This window comes from Sandarakinorhabdus sp. (assembly GCF_040398645.1).
Classification (GTDB): domain Bacteria; phylum Pseudomonadota; class Alphaproteobacteria; order Sphingomonadales; family Sphingomonadaceae; genus Sandarakinorhabdus.
On sequence record NZ_JBBATR010000131.1, the window covers coordinates 1 to 1,001 of the forward strand.

1 protein-coding gene is annotated in these 1,001 nt (G+C 64.7%); it reads right to left on the minus strand.

All coding sequences use genetic code 11. From position 1 onward, the window contains the following. Nucleotides 1–1,001: ABC transporter permease (locus ABWP50_RS13580; protein ID WP_353218515.1), on the minus strand; the 1,001-nt coding region annotated here is incomplete at both ends.

Genomic DNA, 1,001 nt, shown 5'->3' on the forward strand with positions numbered 1-1,001 from the left:
AGCGCCAGTCCCGCCGCCACCCCGGCCGCGCCGATGCTGGTGCCCACGGTGACAAACACGCGCATGATTGCCGCGCGGCTGGCGCCCATGGTGCGCAAAATCGCGATGTCGCGGGTTTTGGCGCGCACCAGCATGATCAGCGAGCTGAGGATATTGAACACCGCCACCACGATGATGATCGACAGCACCCAGAACATCACCGTCTGTTCCACCACCAGCGCCGAAAACAGCGCCGAATTGCTGGCCTGCCAATCGTTGATCACAGCGATGCCGGCCAATTTCTGGCGCAGCGGTTCCAGCGTGCGCTTCACATCGTCGGGGTCGGCGGTCACCACTTCGATCATGCCGACGGCATCGTCCAGCCGCATCAGCGTCTGCGCGTCTTCCAGCGGCATGATCACGAACGCTTTGTCATAATCATACACGCCCACTTCGAACACCGCTGCCACCCGATAGGCCACGATGCGCGGCACGGTGCCAAACGGCGTCGATTGGCCGGCCGGGTTGATCAGGCTGATCTGTTCGCCCACGCGCACGCCCAGTTGCTCGGCCAGGCGCGCGCCGATGGCGACGGTGCCGGCGCCTACCTGCAAATCGGCCAGGCTGCCGCCGGTGATATTGTCCGCAATCGTTGGATTGGCGCGCAAATCATTCAGGCGCAGGCCGCGCACGATCACCCCTTCGACGCGGCCGCCATAGCTGCCCATCAGCGGCTGTTCGATCATCGGAATGGCGCTGGTCACGCCGGGCAGCGCCTTGGCATCGGCCAGCACCTGCGGCCACCCCTCCAGCCGGCCGCCATAGCCCTGCACCACGGCATGGCCGTTCAGGCCCAGGATGCGATCAAAGAGTTCGGCGCGGAATCCGTTCATCACGCTCATCACCGCAATCAGCGCGGCCACGCCGAGCGCAACCGCAACCAGGCTGATGCCGGCCACCAGAAAGATGAAGCCTTCGCCCTTGCCCGGCATCAGGTAGCGCCGGGTGATCATGCGTTCATA